13 protein-coding genes and 1 pseudogene are annotated in these 21,590 nt (G+C 68.0%); 9 read left to right on the top strand and 5 right to left on the bottom strand.

Annotated features, from left to right (window positions below):
* Positions 1-6 precede the first annotated feature (6 nt).
* The 4 genes from KBX00_RS16965 to KBX00_RS16950 are packed head-to-tail and all read left to right on the top strand — an operon-like array spanning position 7 to position 6,396.
* Complete coding sequence (locus KBX00_RS16965; RefSeq protein WP_210828097.1) at positions 7-1,248, top strand: aspartate aminotransferase family protein; 1,242 nt, start codon at positions 7-9, stop codon at positions 1,246-1,248.
* Complete coding sequence (locus tag KBX00_RS16960; RefSeq protein WP_210828095.1) at positions 1,245-2,966, top strand: acyl-CoA dehydrogenase family protein; 1,722 nt, start codon at positions 1,245-1,247, stop codon at positions 2,964-2,966. The genes KBX00_RS16965 and KBX00_RS16960 overlap by 4 nt, the downstream gene beginning before the upstream one ends.
* On the top strand, positions 2,963-4,657 hold the full coding sequence (locus tag KBX00_RS16955; protein ID WP_210828087.1) for an acyl-CoA dehydrogenase family protein: 1,695 nt from the start codon (positions 2,963-2,965) through the stop codon (positions 4,655-4,657). Before KBX00_RS16960 ends, KBX00_RS16955 begins: the two co-directional genes overlap by 4 nt.
* A complete protein-coding gene (locus tag KBX00_RS16950) occupies positions 4,654-6,396 on the top strand; it encodes an AMP-binding protein (RefSeq protein ID WP_307868768.1) in 1,743 nt (580 codons plus the stop codon). The genes KBX00_RS16955 and KBX00_RS16950 overlap by 4 nt, the downstream gene beginning before the upstream one ends.
* Before the next feature lie 131 nt (positions 6,397-6,527).
* Here the strand turns inward: KBX00_RS16950 and KBX00_RS16945 are convergent, their stop codons facing one another.
* Positions 6,528-7,937: a condensation domain-containing protein gene (locus KBX00_RS16945; protein ID WP_210828083.1), complete on the bottom strand. Its 1,410-nt coding sequence runs from the start codon at positions 7,935-7,937 to the stop codon at positions 6,528-6,530.
* Positions 7,938-8,751: 814 nt separating this feature from the next.
* On the opposite strand from KBX00_RS16945, the gene KBX00_RS16940 reads away from it, so the two are divergent.
* Complete coding sequence (locus tag KBX00_RS16940) at positions 8,752-9,036, top strand: acyl carrier protein (protein ID WP_210828080.1); 285 nt, start codon at positions 8,752-8,754, stop codon at positions 9,034-9,036.
* Positions 9,037-9,163: 127 nt separating this feature from the next.
* Here KBX00_RS16940 and KBX00_RS16935 read toward each other — a convergent pair whose 3' ends face one another.
* The 4 genes from KBX00_RS16935 to KBX00_RS16920 form a co-directional block, all read right to left on the bottom strand.
* Positions 9,164-10,441: an aspartate aminotransferase family protein gene (locus KBX00_RS16935; RefSeq protein WP_210828078.1), complete on the bottom strand. Its 1,278-nt coding sequence runs from the start codon at positions 10,439-10,441 to the stop codon at positions 9,164-9,166.
* Positions 10,442-10,725: 284 nt separating this feature from the next.
* Positions 10,726-11,910, bottom strand: a complete 1,185-nt coding sequence (locus KBX00_RS16930; protein WP_210828076.1) for an acyl-CoA reductase — start codon at positions 11,908-11,910, stop codon at positions 10,726-10,728.
* The gene (locus tag KBX00_RS16925; protein ID WP_210828074.1) at positions 11,907-12,941 is read right to left on the bottom strand and encodes an acyl-protein synthetase; all 1,035 of its coding nucleotides are present in this window, start codon (positions 12,939-12,941) and stop codon (positions 11,907-11,909) included. Before KBX00_RS16925 ends, KBX00_RS16930 begins: the two co-directional genes overlap by 4 nt.
* Positions 12,938-14,152, bottom strand: a complete 1,215-nt coding sequence (locus KBX00_RS16920) for an AMP-binding protein (RefSeq protein WP_307868766.1) — start codon at positions 14,150-14,152, stop codon at positions 12,938-12,940. The genes KBX00_RS16925 and KBX00_RS16920 overlap by 4 nt, the downstream gene beginning before the upstream one ends.
* Before the next feature lie 207 nt (positions 14,153-14,359).
* Between KBX00_RS16920 and KBX00_RS16915 the strand changes: the two are divergent.
* From KBX00_RS16915 to KBX00_RS16900, 4 genes and pseudogenes are all read left to right on the top strand, one after another.
* Positions 14,360-14,573: pseudogene (locus tag KBX00_RS16915) on the top strand (IS5/IS1182 family transposase); the annotation flags it as partial.
* A gap of 67 nt (positions 14,574-14,640) precedes the next feature.
* A complete protein-coding gene (locus KBX00_RS16910; protein ID WP_210828072.1) occupies positions 14,641-16,716 on the top strand; it encodes a PhoX family phosphatase in 2,076 nt (691 codons plus the stop codon).
* Between the two features lie 434 nt (positions 16,717-17,150).
* Positions 17,151-18,974, top strand: a complete 1,824-nt coding sequence (locus KBX00_RS16905; protein ID WP_210828070.1) for a B12-binding domain-containing radical SAM protein — start codon at positions 17,151-17,153, stop codon at positions 18,972-18,974.
* Positions 18,962-21,589: a B12-binding domain-containing radical SAM protein gene (locus KBX00_RS16900; RefSeq protein WP_210828069.1), complete on the top strand. Its 2,628-nt coding sequence runs from the start codon at positions 18,962-18,964 to the stop codon at positions 21,587-21,589. Before KBX00_RS16905 ends, KBX00_RS16900 begins: the two co-directional genes overlap by 13 nt.
* Position 21,590: the final 1 nt, after the last annotated feature.

Genomic DNA, 21,590 nt, shown 5'->3' with positions numbered 1-21,590 from the left:
GGGTTCATGCGGGGGAATGCTCAACCCGGTGCGGTCTTCGGCTGGATGCAACGGCACATGTCACGGCGTACGGCGGTGCTGAGCCGACTCGTCGGCGGCAACGCGGTCGAACTGTCCGCCTCCGGCGCCTGGGTCGAGCTGTCCGACGGCCGTCGAATGCTCGACTTCGGCTCCTACGCCGTAACCCTGCTCGGGCACCGGCCGGAGGCGGTGACGAACGCCGTCCGCGAGCAGCTCGACACACAGACGACCGCCACCCGGCTGTTGGCCAACCCGGTGACCGCCCGCGCCGCGGCCGGCCTGGCAGCCCACTTCCCCGGGCTGCCGCGGGTCCTGTTCGGGCTCAACGGCTGCGACGTGGTGGAGGCGGCGGTCAAGCTGGCCCGCTTGGCGACGGGACGGCCGCGGATCCTGGCGGTCGAGGGCGCCTACCACGGCAAATCACTCGGCGCGCTGGCGTTGACGCACCATCCCGACTTCCGTCGCGGGCTCGTCGGTAGCACCCACGCCGTGACGCATCTGCCCGTCGACGACCCGCTGGCACTCGACCGGGAAACGGCCGACGACGACGTCGCCGCGCTGGTGTTCGAGCCGATCCAGGGTGAGAACGGGGTACGGGCGTTGGACCCGCATGTCCTTGCCACCTGGTGCGCCACAGCTCGCCAGCGCGGGGTCCTGATCATCGCCGACGAGATTCAGTCGGGACTGCGCCGGTGCGGTGAGTCCTCCCTGGCCCGGGCGCTCGAACTCGATGTCGACGCCGTCCTGCTCGGTAAGCCTCTCGGCGGCGGCGTGATGCCACTGTCCGCGCTGGTGTGCCGCGACCAACTCTTCGGGCCGATGGCCGACGACCCCGCCCTGCACACCGCCACCTTCGCCGGGCACCCGCTGGCGTGCGCGGCGGTGCCGCCCACCCTTGACATGCTCGACCGGCTGGCCGGGCGCGGCGCGGAGTTGAGCGCCGCTTTCGGCGCCGGCCTGCACGATTTGGCGGCCGAGGCACCCGAGACGATTCGCGCGGTTCGGGGCCGGGGCCTGCTGTGGGGACTGCAGTTCGACTCAGCGGCGACCGCCGACCGGGCGGTGGCGCAGCTGGCCCGCCGCGGACTGCTGGTCTCGCCCTGCCTGAGCGCCCGTGACACGGTGCGGCTCCTGCCTCCGATGGTCAGCAGCGACGACGATCTGGCCCACGCCTTGTCGGCGCTGCGGGTGACGGTGGGCACCAGCAGACCCGCGGTGGCGAGATGAGCATCGCCTACGGTCCGGTACGTCGCGCGAAGGACTGGGACGCGCTGCTCGGCGATCCGGACGACCCGGACGTGCTGTTCTCGTACCCGCGCTGCCTGCGGCTGGACGACACCGAGGCGTTTCCCGACGACATCTGCGCCCACCTCGACGAGTTGGGCCTGCCCGCGTATTACGTGCCGGTGGCGCACGGTGGGTTGCTGGGCAACTTCGACGACGCCGCCACGATGGTGCGACTGATCGCTCGGCGGGATCTCACTGTCGCCATCGCGCATTTCAAGACGTTTCTCGGCGCGGCACCGGTCTGGGTAGCCGGCACCACGACGCAGGCAGACGATCTCGCGGCCACCGTGCTCGCCGGCCACCCGATCGCGCTCGGGCTCACCGAGCGCGGCATCGGAAGTGACCTGCTGGCCACCCGGACCGTCGCCGAACCTGGCGATGAACCGGGCAGCCTCACCATCACCGGCGAGAAGTGGCTGATCAACAACGGTCGCCGGGCGACGGTGGTGACCACTCTGGTGCGTACCAGTCCTAATGCCGGCCCGCGTGCCCTCAGCCTCCTGCTGGTCGACCGCCGGCTCGCCGGCTCCGGCGGGATGACCGGGACCGCGAAGATTCCCACCCACGGCATCCGGGGCGCGGACATCAGCGGTGTACGGTACGCCGGCGCGGGCGTCGGCCCGGCGGGTGTCGTCGGCGGCATCGGCCGGGGTGTGGACACCCTCCTGCGAGCGTTGCAGGTCACCCGGATCGCTACCACCCCGCTGTCGCTCGGCGCCGCCGACCAGGCGTTACGCCTCGGGTACGATTTCTGCGCCGACCGGGAACTCTACGGCGGTCGCCTGGTCGACCTCCCCGTCGTGCGCCGTTCGCTGGGTCGAGCGGCAGCCGCGCTCTTCGTGGCCGAGGCCGCGGTGCTGCTCGGCTGCCGCGCCATCAACGCCCTGCCCGAGGAACTGAGCGTCGTGGCCGCGGTGGTCAAGGCCTTCGTGCCAAGCGTCGTCGACGACCTCATCCACGACGTCGGTGAGTTGCTGGGCGCCCGGGCCTTCCTGCTCGACGTGCTGCACGGTGGTCGTTTCCAGAAGGTCGAGCGTGATCACCGCATCGTCGGCATCTTCGACGGCAGCACCGCCGTCAACCAGAACTACCTGGCCGGCCAGTTCTCCCGGCTCGGCCGCCGCTACCGTCAGCGCCGGCTGAACCGTGACGGCGTCGCGGTAGCCGCCGACCTCGCACGACCGCTGCCGCCACTGGAATTGCACCGCCTGGACGTGCTGTCCCCGAACGGCTGCAGTGTCGTCCAGGCGCTGCCGGACCTCCTGGCTGATCCGGTGATCGTCCGCACGGTGCCGGCGGCCCTGCTCGCGGTCTTGGGCGACGCGGTCACCGAACTTCACGACGAACTGGCCGGCTGGCGGGTCACCGGAGGTGCACTACCGGCCATCGCCTTCGACCTCGCCCGCCGATACGAGTTGTGTTTCGCGTCCGCCTCGTGCCTACTGCTGTGGCGGTACAACTACGAACACGTCACCACCGAACTGTGGCACGAAGCCGAGTGGCTACTGTGCGCGCTCACCCTGCTGGCCGAATGGCTCGGAGCCGAGCCGGATGGTGCCGCTGACGACCTTTTCATCCGGCTCGGCGGACGGCGACCGGAGCCTGGGTGGGGACCGCCGATGTCGATTTTCCCGGCGACACTGGCGGACCTGCGATGAACCGTACGGAACCGGAACGGCTCGATGCGCTGCGGGTGGCGCTGGGCGACCCGGCTGAAGCGGACAACCCGGTTGGCAACGCCGCAGCGCTCGCCGTCGACGAACGCGGGGAGGCGTTCGTGGCCGGTGAGCGGCTGCTCGACGCGTTCGGTTTTCCGGCCGAGTTCGTCCCGGCACATCTCGGTGGACGGCTGACCCGGCTCGACCACATGATCCATATCGCCCGCACCGTGGGGCGGCGTGACCTGGCTCTGGCGTTCGGGTACAGCGGCAGCACCTTCATCGCCTCAACGAACGTGTGGACGGCCGGTTCACCGGCGCAGCAGCGCGCCGTCGCCGATCTGGTGCTGGGCGGTGGGCGGGTCGCCGCCGGGTATCACGAGTTGGCGCACGGCAACGACGTCGCGCGTGCCGAGCTGTCCGCGCGCCGGGCCGGGGACACTCTCGTCCTGGACGGCAGAAAAGAGGTGATCTCGAATCTGGCCCGTGCCGACCTGCTCGTGCTGTACGCGCGCACCGGTACGCCGCTGGGGCCGCGTAGTCACTCGCTTCTGCTGGTCGACCTGACCGCGGCGACTGGAGACACCGCGCTGCGTCTGCTGCCCCGCTTCCGTAGCGCCGGCATGCGCAGCGTCCAACTCGGAGGAATCGAGTTCGACGGGTACCGGCTGCCGGCCGGCCATGTGCTCGGTCGCTTCGGTGACGGCGTGCTGACGGCGACCCGAGCGTTCCAGGTAACCAGGACCGCCCTGCCGGCGATCGCCTGCGCTGGTCTGGACGGCGCCCTGCGCGAGGCGATGTCCCTGGCGACCTCCCGGCACCTCGGTCGCGGTGTGATCGCAGACCTGCCACAGGTTCGCAGACTGCTCGTCGACGCGTTCGTCGATCTGCTGGTCTGCGACGCCTTCACCACCGTGGGCGCGCGCGCCCTGCATCTGCTGCCACAACAGACCACGATCGTCTCCTCGGCGATAAAGTACCTGGTGCCGCACCTGTTGCTGCGGGCCGTCCGGAGCCTGTCGACGCTGCTCGGCAGCACGTTCTACGTTCGGAATGGCCGACACGGGATGTTCCAGAAACATCTGCGCGACCTGGCACCCGCGGGATTCGGTCACATGGCGCCGAAGGCGAGCTTGGCGATGCTGGTGCCACAGATGCAACAGCTGGTACGCCGGGGCTGGTCGACGCCCGAGCCCGCTGACCCGCTGCTGTTCCGGCTTTCGCACGACCTGCCCGACCTGCGTTACCACCAGTTGGCGATGAGCAGCAACGGCCGCGACGCGTTGGGCGGAACGTTGCTTGCCGAGTCCGACGCGATCCTGGCTGCGGCGGCCGGTGACGCAGAGCTGCGCCGGGTGATCGGTGCGCACCTCGCCGATTTCGCGGCGCTGCGCCGGACGGTGGCCGACCTGCCGGCCGGGCGGAACGGTCCCCTCCCGGCGTCGTCGTACGACCTCGCCGACCGGTACAGCCGGCTGCTCGCGGCCAGCGCCTGCATCGGCGTCTGGCGCGGCTCGGATGGGCGTTCCTTCCTCGGCAGCCCGCAGTGGCTCACCGCGGCGTTGAGCCGCCTGACCGTTCAGTACCGCCCGGGCAGGGACGTGGACCAGCGCACCGCCTCGCTCTGGCCGGAGCTGCATAGCCGGCACGTGGCCATGCGCACCTTCGATCTCGCGGAGCACGCGGCATGACAATGGCGCCGCGCCCGGCCCGATCGCCGCTGTCCGCGCCGGCCGAGACGGCATCTACCTTGAATGGAGGCAATGTGGCGAATCAGGCGTCGACGGCCGTGGTCAGGTCGGAGAACATCCTTGCGTGGTTGGAGGATCCGGCAACGGACACCGGCCTGCGATTCGCTGACGGTGACGGTTGGCAGCTGCACCCCTACGCCGAACTCTCAATGCGGGCTCGGCGCGCGGCAACTCTCTTGCAGGCCGCGGGGGTACGTCCGGGTAGCACCGTCCTGGTGGTGTGCCCCACTTCGCCGGACTTCGTGGCGATGTTCTTCGGCACGCTGTTGAGCGGAGCGACGCCGGCAACGGTCGGTATTCCTGCCTCATTCCAGAGCCGCACCGCCTACCTCGCCCACATCGATCGGCTTCGGCGCCTCGTCGGCCCGGCCGCGATCGCCACGACGCCGGAGCTGCGTTCCTCTCTCGGCGACGTGACCGAGATCCTCGGGACCCCCGTCGTCACCGACTCCGGCGAGTCCGACGTCGACCTGTCGGCACCGCTGCCGCTATCGGACATCGGAATCCTCCAATTCAGCTCTGGCTCGACCGCGGAACCGAAGGGGGTGCGGGTCTCCCTGGAAGCGATCAACGCCAACGTCACGTCGATCCGGGATTGGCTCGACTGGGGCCCGGACGACCGGCTGGTGAGCTGGCTGCCTCTCCACCACGACATGGGCCTGGTCGGCGGGCTGCTGGCCGCGATGTCCAGGAGCAGCGACATCTGGCTGCTCCGCCCGGATCAGTTCATCCGGTCACCGCACCGCTGGCTTTCCGCCTTCTCCGAGATGAGCGCCACGACAAGCGCCAGCCCCACCTTCGGTCTCGCACACGTGTTGCGCCGGGTGCGGCCCGCCGACCTGGACGGACTGGACCTGTCGACCTGGCGGACCCTCATCGTCGGCGCCGAACGGGTGGAGCCAGCCGTTCTGCGCAGCTTCGCCGACCTGCTGGCGCCGTATGGCTTCCGCCGGGAGGTCCTACTGCCTGCGTACGGGCTGGCCGAGGTTACTCTGGCTGCCTCCGCGACCCGGCCGCGGACCGGTTGGCGATCGGTAACGGTGGACCCGGCGTCGCTGGCACTCGGACAGCCGGTCGGCGTCCGCACGACCGGTCAGGGTACGGAGATCACGTCCTGTGGCACCGCGCTGCCCGCGATGGGCCTGCGGATCCTGGATGAGGCCGGTGAGCCGCTCCCGGACGGCACGTTCGGCGAGATCGAGGTGAGCGGGCCGTCGCTGGCGCAGGGCTACGTCGGTGCCGACGACGCAGGGCATTTCGCCCGCGGGGCACTACCCACCGGTGACGCCGGTTTTCTTCTCCACGGTGAGTTGTACGTGGTGGGACGACTGGGCGACAGCCTCAAGCAGCTCGGCAAGTGGGTCTTCGCCGAGGAGATCGAGCGGGTCGCGGTGGATGTCTCGCCCCGCCCCAACCGCACCGTGGCCATGCTCGGCACCCTCGACGGCCGAGACACGGCAGTTGTGGTGGTGGAGGGCATCGACCCGATCGGCGCGGCCTTGGTGGGGAAGGCGTTGACGAAACACGCCCTGGGCCTGCGGGTTGAGGTCCGTCGGGGCCGGACCGGTTGGATCCAGCGCACTACGAGCGGCAAGCCGATGCGGCGGAAGATGTGGGAGCGCCTGGTCGATGATCCAGCGTTGACGGAGTTGCTGTGGCACGGAGACGAGAGGGAGTAACCGGGGGCATGTAGCGGCTCCGCGCCCTGGCCCACGGCCGGCTTTCCCCGCCGGCGTCCCGGTGCGCTGCGGGGCGACCGCTCATCGTGGCGTCGGCCGCTCGCCACGCGCTGATGGTGGCGCTGCCCGTGTCAGCGCCGTCTGCTCGGCGCGGTCGTGGCTGGCCTACCGCTTGCTACCCGTTGTATGTCGGATAGCGGAAAATTGCTGTGAGCGGCGTGCGTCAACAGCGATTCCATCGCCTGCACGAACCCTTCGATCTCAGGCTTCGGCATGCATGATTCGTCCGCCGCGACGTCCAGCGAGAGTACGCCCCGCGCGTCCGCGAGGCGGACGTAGAGGGTGATGTCCGGGTTGGTGGTGTGAAGCAGCTCCCAGGTGACTTCCGGGGCGTCGCGATCCGCTCCCGAATCGGTCGGGAGAGGCCGGCCTTGCGGTCGTTGGTATGTGGGTCTGAGGTCGTTGAAAAGGAGGGTCAGGTCCGGCTGCCCGGCCCGAGTTGAACTCAGCTCCTCCAGCATCCCGTACAGACCGTCACCATCGTATCGCGCACGGGATTGAGCGCGGAGCAGATTGCCGGCAACCGACCGCATCAGTTCATCGAAGGTGTCGCAGCGAACGTCGACCTTGACGAGAGCGTGCTGTTGCAGAGCACCCACATAGCCTTGCAGATCCCGGCTGACGCGATTGTTGGTCGGGACCCGGAACAGAAAACAACTACTTCCGGTCACGAGCCACAGCAACGACGCCGCCGCGCTGAGGAACAGCGAACTGGAGGAGAGACCGGTGCGTCCGATCACCGCCTGCTCGGCGGCCTCGACCGCCGTGGATCTCAACAACCCTCGCCACAGCGGAGAAGCGCCCTTCCGCGCGGCCGATGGAAACGGGCTCGCCGGGGCGCCAGCCAGTACCGACCGCCAATGGTCGAGCGCGCGCTGGGAAACCTTACGGCCCCCGGCCGCCGTCTCCCACCGCGCGAGGTCGGACGGCTGCCAGACCGGGTCGCCCGCCGAAGTGTCGCCAGCCTCCACATCCGCGGTCAGCGCCTCGCGCATCTCGGCAGCCAACAGCGCGCCGCTTTGTCCGTCCAGCACCATGTGGGAGCAGACGCAGACGAGGTGGTGCGGAGAGCCGTTCCAGGTAAGCACCACGATCTTCCACGGGAATTCCCGATCGACCGCGGGCTCCGACTCAAGGAACTCTTTCAGCGGTCCGGAAGCGGTGATTGCCGCCCGGTCCGGAGGAAGACTCGCCGACCAGGTAGGTATGACTCCTTCGCTGTGGACGATCTGCCGGAGCTCACCGTCGGGGTCTCGTCGCAGGGTCGTCCGTAGCGCTTCGTACTTGATGGCGAAACTGGCGAGAATCTGCTCGATACGATCCAGCCGACATCCCGGTGGGATCGGGACGGCCCAAGGAATCTGGTAATACCCGCTCGGTTGTTTCTTGTTGATCGTGTGCCAGAACTCGCGCTGGCTCCACGTCGCGGGGAAGGTGCCTCCCGTCGCCCCGCTGAAACGCACCCGACCCGTCTTCTCCACCCGAGTTCCTTTCGGTCGCCCCGCCGGACCGCTCACCTGGCATGCTGCTCAGGTGGCTCTGATCAGTAGATCGGCGTGCGGGATCGCCGCCCCGGCGCCGCCTTTGTCAACCTGCCGCCAGCCGGCGACACCACCCCCAATGCATCCGCCCGGTGTGATGGCGGCCGCGCAACCCGTCCGCATCGGGGCCCCGTCGACGATCCCGTGAGGACTGCACGGCGCAGGATACGTGCGACCGCCGCTTCATCGTCAACAATTGTCGACGGCTTGCCGTACCGGGCGCCCACGACGTGCATTGTGGGCCGGTACACAGGGGACTCGAGGTCCGCGTGCGGCACCTCCCCCGTCCCCACCGCCGATTCGCCTTGGAAGCGATGGGGACAACACCGCGCCAACCGACTCCACGCCGACCGGCTGCAAGACCAATCGAAGACCATCCAAGCGAGCCCCATGATGATACCTGCGGGAACAGCGGCCGCAAGAGATTGACAACCTTGCCGCCATGAGACATAGGGCGGCTGGCCATCACGGACGAAGTGCTCGGGCCGCCGTCGGTCGGCGGCGGGCAGAGGGGTGCCGGGTCACGTCGGGGCGAGCCGCTACGCGCGATGGAGAAAGCCACTCCGACACCACACAGCGCCAGTTGTCCGGGCAACGCGAGGTGCGCGCGGCACCGAGCGGCCGGACCTGAGGCCAGGCGCACGAGGTTGACCGGCTGCGCCAGATACCCGAGTGTCGTATCATCTCAGCGCCATGCCCAACGCATCGATGTACATGGCGCTGTGCCGATATTCTCCAGCAGGGAGCGACGTGCATGCTCGTATCCGATCGTCTGCGAAGGGTGTTCATCGCAGCCCTCGAACTGGAGGAGGACGTCGAGGTACTCGAGCTACGGCACGGTGGTCATCCGCGTTGGGACTCGCTCGGTCATCTCGCGCTCCTGGTGGCCATCGAAGATGAATTCGAAGTCGAAATCGACAGCGAGCAGCTGATCAGCATAGACAGCTTCCCCATGGCACTCAAGATTCTGGCGGACCTGGGCATTGCCGACCATGCGGGCTCTTCGAAGTCGAGCGGGGTTGAGTCCCCCCCGCTTTGATGGAGCGGTGGTTACCTGGTCCCGGCTGGTGCCGGGATGGCGACAGGTGGTTCGGCTGGCTGCGTCCGGCGGCTGTGCAACGACGAACTCACCGTCCGCTCCGAAGCCACCCTGACCATCGCGGCCGTCAAGCCGACGCGATGAACGCGGCGGAGGTTGCGGCCTGGTTCAGCGCCGCGTCAACCAGTTCGAGACCGGCGGCCAGTTCGGCGTCAGTGGCGACGAGCGGGGGCAGTAGCCGCAGCACCTCAGGGCGGCTCATGCAGGGCGAGACGATCAAACCGGTTTTGACCAGGGTAGTGAGGATCTCGTTGGTCAGCTTGGCCGAGGCAAGTTGGAGTCCCCAGAGAAGTCCTTGCCCACGTACGTCGACCACCAGGTCGCCGTACTGTCGCTGAAGCTCAGCGAGACCGAAAGCCATGGTCGCCGCGATCTCGCGGCCGCGCTCGGTCAGGCGATCGATGGCGTCCAACGCTGCCGATGCGGCAGCGCATGCCAAAGGGTTACCGGCGAAGGTCGCGGTGTGGATCATCGGATCGGCCAGCAGCGGGGCGTACAGTTCGTCGTCACAGACCAGCGCTGACACCGGCATGACTCCGCCACCGAGTGCCTTGCCGACAAGGACGGCATTGACCGGCAGGCCGGCGGCGATCGCGAGCGCGGGCTCACCGGCGCGGGACAGGCCGGTTTGGATTTCGTCGGCAATGACGAACACACCGTTGCGGCGTGCGTCGCCCGCCCACTTGGCGAGGATATCCCCACTCAGCGGCCAAACCCCGTTTTCACCTTGTATCGGCTCGAAGACGACGGCTGCCACGTCTCCGGTGGCGATCTCACGAGCCACCGCGTCCGGGTCGTCCGGCGCGATGTGCGTCACCGCGGGCAGCAGTGGCATGAGACCGGCCTTGTACCGGGCGTTGTGAGTCAGGGCCAGAGCGCCCATCGTCTTGCCGTGGAAGCCACCGACTACCGCGAGCACCCGGTTCCGGTTACTGGCCAGCCGCGCGAGTTTGACCGCGGCCTCGACCACGTCGGAACCGTTGAGGCCGAAGTAGGTCCGGGGCAGTGCACCACCGAGGTACTCGACCAGCGCGGCCGCCGCCGCGGCGGTCGCCGGGTTGGCCAGTACCCGGCTGGACACCGTCATGCGGTCGAGCTGATCGCGGACCGCGGCGACCACAGCCGCATGACGGTGGCCGAGCAGGGTCACGGCATAGGAACCGAAGTCCAGCAGGGACTGCCCGTCGGACAGGGTGATCCGGGCACCGTTCGCCGACGACTCGACCGCACCGCCGCCCGAGATCCTCGCCGCCAGCGCCAAGCCCGGCTGCATGTGTTTCCTGAGCTGCTGGAAGACCTCGCGGGCAGAACGCTGGCCGGGGTCGGTCAGAACCGGATCAGTCATGCCGGGTTCCCTGAGAATGTAAGGCGGTCCGGGTGGACCAGGTGTGGCTGATGACGGGCTGGCGTTGATGGTTCGGGAGGAATTGCCGCCCGGTCCTCCAGGGCGCCCCGGTCACGCAGGCAGCTCGACTTGATCACTGAGTTTCCTCCCTGGTGCCACAGTGGAGCTGCCTTCGGGCCACGGCTGGACAAGATTAGCGAATCAGCGTGGTGGCCAGGGTGCGGCTCCGGCCAGATCTTGTCGAGCCGGACGGCGGCTCGGGCGCGGGCGCTCCGGCATCAGGGTCACGGTACGAGGGTCGTCAGGCGGGTGAACTCACGCGGTAGGTCGTAGCCGTCCCAGATCGCGCTGAAGGTCAAGGCCGAGCCGAACGGCACGATCCGGTCCACGCCGCGACCGCCAAGCGCGGTGGCGAATGCCTGCAGCTCGGCCGGGGTGAAGCCGAAGTGGCTGAAGGTCTGATCCTGGCGGGTGATCGCGGGCACGAGGTCGAGCAGTGAGCCGACCTGGGCAAACGGGAAGGAGCCGGTGCCCAGCCATCGACGAGGTACGTCCTGCAGGGTTCTCACCGACATCGCGGTGACCGCGTTGGCCGGGAAGGCGATCGTGGTGAACGCTCCGGTGGCGGCCAGTCCGTACGCGTTCACCCGTTTCTCCACCGCCATGGCCGCGTCGACCTGCCAGCCACGTTCGTTCACCACGTCCAGCAGCAGGGTGAGGAACTCGTCGCCGACGCCGTCGACGCTCTCGCCCACCAGGAAGACGGTGAGCGGCGAGGAGCAGGCGGCCTGGTCGAACCAGTACGTGTCGTTGGCCAAGCCGGCCACGGCCCGGCGCCGGGCAGCCGGGTCGGCAGTTCGCCAGCCGGCCGCCGACAGCGCCGCCCAGGAAGTACGGCCCGGGAAGGTCAGATCTCGTGCCGACGGGCGCAGCGGATGCTCACGGATGGTGTTGACGGCGACGTCGCCACCCCAGATCACCCGTAGGTCGCACCACGTGCTCAGCGCAGCGGTGAGTCTGTCGTCGCGACCGTAGGTGATCATGTGTTGGGTGCGGCTGATGATCGGATCGGCGTCGGTGAGGGTAGCCGTCAGAGCATCCAGGACGGCGTCGGCCGCAGTAGTGGAGCGTTCCGAGATGCGGACCACGTTGTGATTGCCGGCCAGCGCGGACAGCGCCCACGAGTACACGAAAATGGTGTCCACGTTGGCCGGAGACACGTGGAAGACGTTGCCGCGGGGAAAGACCAGAGCATCCGGGCGTTGCATCGCGGCCACCGCACGCTTGATCTCGGCGGGCCGCAGGAAAAACCCGAGTGAGCCCAGCTCGGGGTGCCGGCGGGCGACCGCGGGGGCGAGCAGCCGGCGGGCGAAGCGGGTCAGGAAATCGATCACCCGGGGATCGCCGACGTTGAGCCTGTCGTTGCTGGGCGCGGTCAGGTCCGCATCGGCGCCGAATCTGATCCTCATGCTGCTTCCTGGTAGGTATCGCTGCAACCGCGGGCCTCGGCGCGCGGCAACCGACCCAGGACCGAGAACCGCTTGCCCGGCCAAGCGCCGTCGTCGATGCCGTGTACCACGCCCAGGTCCTCGGTCAGCAGCACGTGACCCGGGTAGGAGGTGGGCAGCGTGCTGACCACCTCCAGCAGCCCGGGCTCACCCGGTGGCAGCTCGGCCCAGGTCTGCGGATCGCGGACCACCACGTCGGCGAAGTCCGGGCAGTACAGCGAGCCACCGGAAGGCCCCTCCAGGAAGATGGTGCCGATCTGCTCGACCATGCCGTAGAAGTTGAAGGTGCGCGCCAGCCCGACCTCGGCCAGCGCGGCCCGGAACTGCGCCGGCGAAACGGCTTGGTCGACAAGCTTCTTCCAGCCGCCGGAGTGGATGAGCAACCCGTTGCTCAGGTTCAGCCCATGCTCCCGCGCGACGCGGTAGAGATGTAGCCACACCAGGTAGGTGAAACCGAAGATGAGAAACGGCTCGTCGCCGTGCGCGGCCAGGAACCCGCAGATCACGTCGAGAGCGACGTTGCCGTCATCGTCGAGGGCCCACGCGTGATCACGGCCGAAGGTGGCCATGCCCAGCACTCCCGCACCACGAGCGCTGAATGTGCGGCGATCCCTGAGCAGTGCCTTCGAATCGACCAGTAGCATCGGCAACCGCCGAGGGCCCAGCACCGACTGTACGGTCGCGGCAAGATGCCGGGTCTGCGCGGCAGCAGCGCCCTTGTCCAGGTAGATCCGGCTAACCCCCCCTGTCGTACCGCTGGAGGTCAGTGTTTTGAACACCTCGTCGTCCGGCACGCTCTTGAGAGTCAGGTTCTTGAACAACCGCACCGGCAACCACGGCAACTCGGCCACCGAGCCGGCGCCGGCGTACCCCAGGGCTGTCAGGATCCGGGCGTAAGGCTCGCACCGCGTACGGTGGTGCTCGACGAGAGCGGACAGCTCGGCGAGGAGCACCTTTTCCTTCGCAGCCTGGTCGAGGGTGAAAACGCTCACAGCATCGCCTCCAGGGCGCGATAGTCGACCTTCCCGTTGGGCAACAGCGGCAGCGCCTCGACGCCGCGCAGGACCACCCCGGTAGGGTGCGTGCCGAGCCAGTCGGCGATCTCATATCGCAGCGCGGAGTCCGCACTCTCGGCGAAAACCACCAGCTTGTCGTCGCCCGCCATCGCGGTGACGGGGAAGTTCCGCTCGACGTCCTCGAGGTTGATCCGGACGCCGAACACCTTCGCCATCCGCTTGAGCCGGCCGGTCAGGAACAGGTAGCCCTCGTCGTCGAGCCAGCCCAGGTCGCCGGTGTGCAGCACGCCGCGTAGTTCGTCGCCCCGGGCCAGGTCCGCGGCGCTCTCGGCGTACCCCATCATGACGTTGGGCCCGCGGTAGACCACCTCGCCGTCGGCGACCGTGAACTCGCCGCCCGCCAAGGCCCGCCCGACCGAGCCGGGCTTGTCGGCGATCCGATGCGGCGGCAGGGTGGCCATCCGGGGGCCGGCCTCGGTCTGGCCGTACATCACGTGGAGCGCGCCGTCGACCGTCGCCATCCGGTCGGCGAAGTCGGTCACCAGATCGGGCCGTAGGCGGCCGCCGGCCTGGTAGAGCGTCCGCAGCGCCGGATAGCCGGATGGGTCGAAGCGCAGCCGTCTCAGCATCTCGTACTGCGAAGGGACCAACGCCAGCGACGTGACGCGGTGCTCGACCACCGCGTTCCAGAACGTGCGCTGCATTAGCCCGCTGCGTTCCAGCACCACCGTGGCGCCGCTGATCAGATGCGAGTGCAGCACCGACAGCCCGTACGAATAGAACAGCGGCAGCGTGGTAATCGCGACGGCGTCCTCGCCGATGTCCAACGCCCCGGCGATCTGCTCGGCGTTGGCCAGACACGCTGACCGGGAGAGCCGGACGAGCTTGGGATTGCCGGTCGAGCCGCTGGTGGCCAGCAGCAGCGCCAACTCGGGATGTACGTCGTCGGTACGGAACCGCGGAGCGAACTCGTTGTGACTGCCGGCCGGATCAAGCAGGAGCACCGGCTTGCCCAGCCGCAGCCCGGCCAGATAACGGGCGACCGATGCGATGGTCGGTTCCACCGGCAAGATCAGGACGCTCTCACCGATCAGGGCGTCCGCCGCCGCTGAGATCAGATCCTCGGTCAGGGACTCGCCGGTCACCGCGTCGATCACCCGCGCGCAAGGGTGCATCAGATCCAGCACGGCCTTCCCCCTCCACTTCGATGACCTAGCCCCGTGACGAAGTGGTTCTGCTCGCGAGGAAGAAAGCGGTCACATCGGCCCTGCGAGCCGCCGAAGCCGCTACAACGATCGCGTGCCGCAATAGTAATTGAGGGCCGGTCGGCACGCGACCCGTCCGGTGCGGCGTCGCCACCGGTTGTTTCCCGAAGGAAGACGGCTGGTTCGCAACCCGGCCGGCCGGGCCCACAGTGGTCACTCGACCTCTCCGCCCGGGTGTTACTGGTGGCCGCCTACAGGCGCACGAACCTGACGATGCGGCAGAGCGGCCCGTTGTCCGGGGTGTAGCACTCCGCCGCGCAGCGGGTCATCGACGCCCCTCGGCCCGCCGCTAGCGTTGGCCCCGGTGCGCCGGCGTCGGGTCGACCAGACCACCATCGTCGACGCCGCATCCTGCATCGCCCACCTTGCTCGAGATCAATTCATGTGATTGCATCATGCGGGTCTGCGCCATGGTTCAACGGGGGAGGCATTCGGTGTCGCAGGATCGGCGGCCCCTTTTCCGTCTACCCATCCGACGGGTTGGCCGTGATCCGGTCACCTGCCAGTATCGCTGCGGCAGTGCCTGCGCTCACCCCGCTCCGAACACCTCGACCAATCCATACTTCGGGGATCTGCTCCGGCAGAACATCTCCCGGCGAAACGCACTGATGGCCGGCGCACTGGTGCTCCAGTCTGGCCTGGTCGGCCTGACCCTGTCCGCCTCGGCCGACTCCAGCTCTGGTCCCGCCCCCGAGGCACCCGGTCGTCTGACGTTCGAACCGGTACCAACCAACACTCGGGATGCCGTCGTCGTCCCGCCCGGGTACCAGCACGCTGTCGTGATCGCCTGGGGCGATCCCGTCCTACCCGACGCGCCGGCGTGGGATCCACACCGGCAGACCCGCGACGCTCAGGAACGGCAGTTCGGCTACAACAACGACTTCCTGGCCCTGCTGCCACTAGGCGACGACGGCCGCCGTGCGCTGCTGGTCGGCAACCACGAGTACCCGAATCCCGAGCTGATGTTCCCCGGCCTGACGGCGATGCCGACCGCGGAACAGGTGCTGGTTATGCTCGCCGCGGTCGGCATGTTCGTGGTCGAGGTCGAACGGGTCGGATCGAGTGGCCAGTGGCAGTTGGTCCGCGTCGGCCCACGCACGTACAACCGGCGGATCACGGCGATGAACACCCGGTTCCGGTTGACCGGACCCGCCGCCGGGTCGGACCTGCTACGCACCGCGGCCGACCCCGCCGGCCGACACGTCCAGGGCACGATGGCCAACTGCGCCGGCGGCGTGACGCCGTGGGACACTGTGCTCTCCGGAGAGGAAAACTTCAACGGCGCGTTCGTGGGCGCCAACGCCGCCCCGGAGGCGATGAGGACGGCGCTTCGCCGGTACGGGTTCGACGTCGAGAACCGTGGCTGGCCGAGCGCTGAGATCGCCGACGAAAGGTTCGATCTCGCCAAGCATCCCAACGAGGCCAACCGGTTCGGTTGGATCGTGGAGGTGGATCCGTACGACCCGCGCTCCACTCCGCGCAAGCACACCGCCCTCGGCCGGTTCAAGCACGAGGGAGCCGCCACGGCCGTCAGCCGGCACGGGCATGCGGTCGTCTACAGCGGCGACGACGAACGCTTCGAATACATCTACAAGTTCGTCTCCAGCGGGCGGGTCGACCGCAGGGGCAACGCCGCTGCCCGGCGACAGAACCTCACGCTGCTGGAGTCCGGCACCCTCTATGTCGCGGCGTTCGCTCCTCCGACCGCTGCCGGGCTCGACCAGGGCGGTGCGGCCACCGGCGCCGCGCCCCGGGCCCGTGGCCGGTGGATCCCGCTCGCCCGCAACGGCAGGTCCCTCGTTGCCGGCATGACGGTCACAGAGGTGCTGGTGAACACCCGGCTGGCAGCAGATCGGGTCGGCGCCACCAAGATGGACCGGCCTGAGGACATCGAGCCTGACGCCGCCACCGGGCGGGTCTACTGCGCCCTGACAAACAACTCCTACCGGGGCGCGGCCGACAATCCGCTGCCGGACGCGGCGAATCCGCGTGCCGTGAACCGCCATGGTCACATCCTCGAAATCGTCGAAGACGGGCGGGACCTCGCGGCCACCGCCTTCTCCTGGTCGCTGCCGATCATCTGTGGTGATCCAGCCGATCCGAGCACCTACTACGGCGGGTACGACAAGACCGCCGTGTCTCCCATGTCATCCCCGGACAACCTTGCGCTCGACGCTGCCGGGAATCTGTGGCTTGCTACTGATAGCGAGTACGCGCTGGGCGGCAACGACGGGCTGTTCGTCACCCCGGTCTCGGGCGCCGAAGCAGGCTACGTGCGGCAGTTCCTGAGCGCGCCCATCGGAGCCGAAGTGTGCGGGCCGGTCATCACCGAAGACCGCCGCACGGTCATCGTCGCGGTCCAGCACCCCGGCGAGATGAGCGGCTCCACCGCAGACAGCCCGGCATCCCGGTGGCCCGCCGGTGACCTGCCCAAACCCGGAGTCGTGGCGGTATGGCGGCCGGACGGCCAGCCGATCGGGACGTAGCAAAACGGCAGGCTGGGCCGGTGTTCGGACGTCCCCCGGCGACGCCCAGCGGGTCGAGGTTCCATCGGATCGCACGTCAAAGGCACGGACGAGCAGGCTTCACCCTGCTCCGCCACCGCATCCTCCTCGGGTAGCAGCATCCCTCCGTCACCACCGAATGTGAACAGGGCCGCTCGTTTGACAGACCCAATCCCGCCACGACGCGCTGTCGTCGCCTAGCGGCTGGATCTAATGTGATCATTGACACCCCGACTGCCGGTTGCGTACTCTCGGCGCAGTCCATTGACGCACATGATCTCATTGTCGACGACCGCGGGGCACGTTTAGTGGTGAGCGTGGTGGGCGCTTTCCGTGCTGCCGGATTCCAATGATCACCGTCTGACGCTATTCCCATCGGATGCCCAACATCAGTTCATTCGAGTGCGGGGGGCTCTATGGCCGTGTCCGTCAGCGATACCCTGAAGGCGGTCCTGGTGGTTCCGCCGCTCATTCACGCCGGCGTCGCATTCACCTCTGTCGCCGGACCGGAGCACATCGGTGTCGCGTATCTCGCCGCGTCGTTGCGTCGTGCCGGATTCGACGCGAAGATTCTGAACTTCGATCTGGAGACCTACCTGCGGGTGATGAGGCAGGAAGGCTTCCTGGAGATCCAGCCGGACCCGGAGGATATGGCCCGGCAGATCCTCGCCGAGGACGCGGACTTCTGCGGGATCACCGTGACCGGGCCGACCCTGGAGACGTCGCTGCGGCTCGCCGCGATCCTCAAGGAACGCCGCCCCGATCTGCATGTCTGCTTTGGTGGGCACCAGGCGACAGCGGCAGCCGAGGCACTGCTGAAGGAGGAGCCGTACATCGACTCGATCGGTGTTGGCGACTGCGATTTCACCCTGCCAGCGTTTCTCCAGCGGATGCACGCGGGCGAAAGCCTGGAGGACTGCGACGGGTTCTTCGTCCGGCGCGCGGACGGTTCACTCAGTGGCGGGTGGAGAATCGGCGCGCGTAAGGGTGACTTGCTGCGGATCAGTCTGCCGGGCGTGTCCGCGCCCTCGCCGCCACCCCAGGTCGCCGACCGGTACGCCCTCTGGGATCTGCCGCATCCTGCCCGCGACGACCTGGCCAAGATCCGCGCGCAGACCGGCGCGAACGAGGCGCGGCTGAGCACCAGCCGCGGCTGCATGGACTTCTGCACGTTCTGCGCCACGTCCGACCGGGCGGGCTTCCGCCGCCACACGCTGCGGCCGCCGGACGACGTCGTGCGCGAGATCGAAGACCTGCACGAGCGGTTCGGGATCAACCACTTCTGGCTGGTCGACGACAACTTCGTCAGCCGCTCGCCCCAGTCTCAGGAACGGGCCAGCGGCATCTGCAACGCGCTGCTGCAGAGCCCGCTCAAAATCACGATGCGAGCGTACTTCCGGGCCGACGCGTTCGACGGGCGAAACGACCTCATCCCGTTGATGTTCCGCGCAGGTGTGACGATGGGTCTTATCGGCGTCGAATCCGCCGCCCCGCGCCGGCTCAAGTACTTCGGCAAGCAGTGCACCACCGACCAGGTGCGCACCACCATCAGCGCGATCCGCAGCGTCGGCATGGGACTACAGATCGGATACATCTTCTACGACCCGCTCACCTCCTTCCCAGACATGCGGGAGGACACCGACTTCCTGCTGGAGATCGGTGAGGCGTACAACCTCTTCAACTTCGCGCAGAGCATGGACGTCTACCCCGGGACCCCGTACCGGCGGATGATCCAGAAGAAGGGTCTGGGCCACTTCGAGCACCCGTACCGGGGTGGCTTCCGCCGGTACGAGTACGAGGACCCGCGCATCGCGCCACTGGCGGTGGCCATGGACACGCTCTACAGCGCGCCCCTGATGGCGATCGACCGTTCTCTGATGCGACTGCGGGCGTTCAACCTGCCCCGCCTGCTCTGGCTCGACCAGGGCAACCACCTCAGCGATGCGGTCTCTTCGGTGTACCGGTCCATCAACGAGGAGGCCGAGGAGTTGTTCGACCTGATGGCGATGGTGCACCACAAGACCATCCATGCCGCGATCGACAATGCCGAGGACTCCTTCGACATGGAGGTGCTCGAGAGCTGCTTTCGATCCATGCGGGCCGAGCGCCGGCCCTATCTGCAGCGACTCGAGAGACTCGCGAAAGAGGCCGACCAGATGGCGAGCGCCAACCACGCCCGCATCAACGGCCTTCCCCCCTCCGGAACGATGGAACGGGAGGATGCCGAGTGGCCAATCTGATCATTCTCAACGAGTTCGAGCCTGATCCGGCGCAGACTGCGGAGTCGCGTGTGCAGCACGTCCGACTGCGGAACTCGCCGCGGTTCACGCTCGTCCTGCCCCGCACCGAGTCGCTGCGTTCCAGCGCCGTCTCCATGGCCGGGGCGGAGCATCTCGGGCTCGGATCAATCGCAGCCTACCTGCGCTCCCAGGGATTTCCGGCGACACAGCTCAACTACCAGTTGTCGACCTTCTTCAACGCCTGGGACGGCTTGGAGGACCCCCGGGACAGCTACTCGGCCGAAGACATCGCGAAGGAGATTCTGGCCACCCACCCTGACGTCGTGGGCCTCTGTGTCACTTCCATGACGTTGCTGCAGAGCCTGCGCGTCTGCGAGATCATCCGGGCGGAGCGACCGCACTGCGTACTCGGACTCGGCGGCCCGCACGCGATTCTGTGCCACCGCGAACTCATGGACAAGTTCCCGGTCCTGGACTTCATCGGGATGAAGGACGGCGAGCGCGCGATGGTGCTGCTCGGGCACGCCCTCACCCGGGGCGTCTTTCCCTGTTCGATCCCTGAGATGGTGACCCGGTCTCGCACGCTCGACCGGGGGATCATGGACATGTATCGGGCGATGCCCAAGGGCGTGCACGACCTGCCCGTACCGGCCCGCGACGACCTCATGTGGATGTTGCTGCGCGCGCCGATCACCGAATGCCGGATAACAACGAGCCGGGGATGCAACTACGACTGCACGTTCTGCATCGACGCCATGCGCTACGACCGGATGTGGTACGCGCGCACGGCCAAGCAGACCGTCGACGAGATGGAGATGCTGAACCGTCGGCTGGGCATCGATCACTTCTGGATGTCGGACGACAACTTCGTGACCGGCGCCCCGTCCTCCCAACGTCGCGCCCGCGAGATCGCCGACGACCTGCTCGCCCGCGGTCTCGACCTCACCTACCGGGTGCGGTTCCGCTCCGACACCTTCCTGCGCGACCCGTCACTGCTGCCCCGCCTGGCGGAGAGTGGCCTGGTGTCGGCGTTCGTCGGGCTCGAGGCGGGCAGCGAGGAGCAGCTCGACAGGTTCAAGAAGCGCACCACGGTCCACCAGCACAAGCAGATCGTGGACGAGATGCGTGCGCTCGGGATCGCGCTGCAGTGCGGCTTCATCATGTACGAGCCGTACTGCAGCTTCGCGGATCTGGAGGCGTCGGCGACGTTCCTGCACGAGATCCAGGAGATGTATCTGGAGAGCAACTTCACGCACGCCCTGGACGTCTTCCCCGGTACCGAGATCGCCGACGAGATGAAGCGCGACGGACTGCTCCACGAGGGCTTCGACGCCACCTCCCCGTACGACGCGTACGACTTCGCCGACCGCGACCTGGGCCGGCTTTCGAAGCTCATCGAACAGTCGCACGACAGCGAGACCGTCACCCGCGACAAGTGGCTGTACCGGTACCGGACAAACCTGCTACCCCGGCTCTACCGCAAGCTGCGCGGCCACGTCGACCTGGCGGGCTGGCAGCGCCGTGAGGAGGCGGTCATCCGGGACCTCAACGAGGCGAACATGACGTTCTTCATGGCCGCCATCGACGAAGCCCGCCGGCACCGGTGCGGGGAGCGCTTCTTCGAGCTGCGCGACAACGCTTGGACCGCCCAGCGGGTCGGCGTCGCCCAACTGGCTGACTTGCACAGGGAGGTGGCCACGGCGGCGGTCGACCTGCCGGGTCGGCGGCGCCGCACCGAAGGGCCACGGCCTGCCGCGCCGGTGCGCGACTCGATGTCGGAGCTGGTCCGGCAGGCATTGATGGCGCTGCCATCCGACGACTACTCGGTGCGTGAGCTCAGTGGCGGGATGCTCAACACCGTCGTGCACCTGACGGGATCCAAGGCCGCGTATGTGATGCGCGTCCGCAAGGAGAACGACCGGCGTGCGACCGTCAACTACCTGCGCCTGCTCTACGAGCACGCTCACATGTCCGAACTGGGGGGCAGGTTCCGGTTGCGTACGCTGGACGAGGAGGCCGCGTTCATCGCGCGGCTTCGGGCCGCAGGTGTGCGCACGCCCGCGGTCGCCGCACAGGGCGAGGAGTGGCTGGCGCTGGAGTACGTCCCCGGCCGACCGCTCGCGGAGGAGCTGCGCGACGTGGGCAACCCGGCCACCGTGCTGCGACTGCTCCACCAACTCATGAGCGCCCATCGGCAGGGCATCATCCTTGGCGACCGGTGGGGTTACAACGAGATCGTCGACCCTAACGGGCACCTGCACTTCATCGACTTCGATGTCGAGTGGACCGCGGCGGGTGACCCCGCACCGCTGTACGCCATGGAGATGGGGGTGGCGCTGTTCGGGGTGCTGCTCAACGCGGCCCGGCCAGATCAGCTCCTGGAAACGCTGCGCGAGTACGGCGTTCCGCTTCTCCACGAGTGGGGCTATCCGCTGACGGGGATTGCGGACGTGGTCCGCGGCTACCGGTCGTTCTACCTCGATCCGGACAAGCCGACGCTCGCGGTGTCGCTTGACGTGTCGGAGTACCGGCGCCTGGAGGAGCCCCTCGACCAGCTTCTCTCGTTGCTGACGAACGAGACTCCGGGTACGACGGCGGTCGGCCATGTCGATTGAG

It is taken from the genome of Micromonospora sp. C95 (assembly GCF_018070465.1).
Lineage (GTDB): Bacteria > Actinomycetota > Actinomycetes > Mycobacteriales > Micromonosporaceae > Micromonospora.
Note: the sequence above shows the minus strand (reverse complement) of the source record. Positions and strands in the feature narration are given on the sequence as shown.

Coding starts and splice junctions, on each gene's coding strand:
- KBX00_RS16905 (WP_210828070.1), top strand. CDS start 17,151: ATGGCCGTGTCCGTCAGCGATACCCTGAAGGCGGTCCTGGTGGTTCCG.
- KBX00_RS16910 (WP_210828072.1), top strand. CDS start 14,641: ATGGTTCAACGGGGGAGGCATTCGGTGTCGCAGGATCGGCGGCCCCTT.
- KBX00_RS16955 (WP_210828087.1), top strand. CDS start 2,963: ATGAACCGTACGGAACCGGAACGGCTCGATGCGCTGCGGGTGGCGCTG.
- KBX00_RS16930 (WP_210828076.1), bottom strand. CDS start 11,910: ATGAGGATCAGATTCGGCGCCGATGCGGACCTGACCGCGCCCAGCAAC.
- KBX00_RS16950 (WP_307868768.1), top strand. CDS start 4,654: ATGACAATGGCGCCGCGCCCGGCCCGATCGCCGCTGTCCGCGCCGGCC.
- KBX00_RS16940 (WP_210828080.1), top strand. CDS start 8,752: ATGCTCGTATCCGATCGTCTGCGAAGGGTGTTCATCGCAGCCCTCGAA.
- KBX00_RS16935 (WP_210828078.1), bottom strand. CDS start 10,441: ATGACTGATCCGGTTCTGACCGACCCCGGCCAGCGTTCTGCCCGCGAG.
- KBX00_RS16965 (WP_210828097.1), top strand. CDS start 7: ATGCGGGGGAATGCTCAACCCGGTGCGGTCTTCGGCTGGATGCAACGG.
- KBX00_RS16960 (WP_210828095.1), top strand. CDS start 1,245: ATGAGCATCGCCTACGGTCCGGTACGTCGCGCGAAGGACTGGGACGCG.